This is a genomic window from Pseudomonas sp. SIMBA_041 (assembly GCF_046535095.1).
Classification (GTDB): domain Bacteria; phylum Pseudomonadota; class Gammaproteobacteria; order Pseudomonadales; family Pseudomonadaceae; genus Aquipseudomonas; species Aquipseudomonas mucoides.
Window position 1 is genome coordinate 1 of sequence record NZ_JAWRXJ010000196.1, and the last position, 280, is coordinate 280.

Below are 280 nucleotides of genomic sequence, written 5' to 3' on the forward strand. Positions count from 1 at the left end.
AACTTAGTGACAGACCTCTACTGCTGTGGCATGGCCTCGACGATGACGTTGTGCCTGCCGACGAATCACTACGTTTGCAGCAGGCCTTAAGCGAGACGGGACGGGATAAACTGCTAACCTGTTCATGGCAGCCAGGCGTGCGTCACCGCATTACGCCTGAGGCGTTAGATGCTGCAGTGACATTTTTCCGCCAGCATCTTTAAACACGCAGAATGCTGACCCCTTGCGCTTCCAGTTGTTGCAGGATTTCCGGGTTAGCATTTTTGCCGGTGATCAGCAT

At 53.6% G+C, this 280-nt stretch carries 1 protein-coding gene; it reads left to right on the forward strand.

Features of this window, described 5'->3' with window-relative positions:
* On the forward strand, positions 1-203 hold a 203-nt coding region (locus tag SB725_RS30820; RefSeq protein ID WP_410923162.1), incomplete at its 5' end, for a prolyl oligopeptidase family serine peptidase.
* Between the last annotated feature and the right edge of the window lie 77 nt (positions 204-280).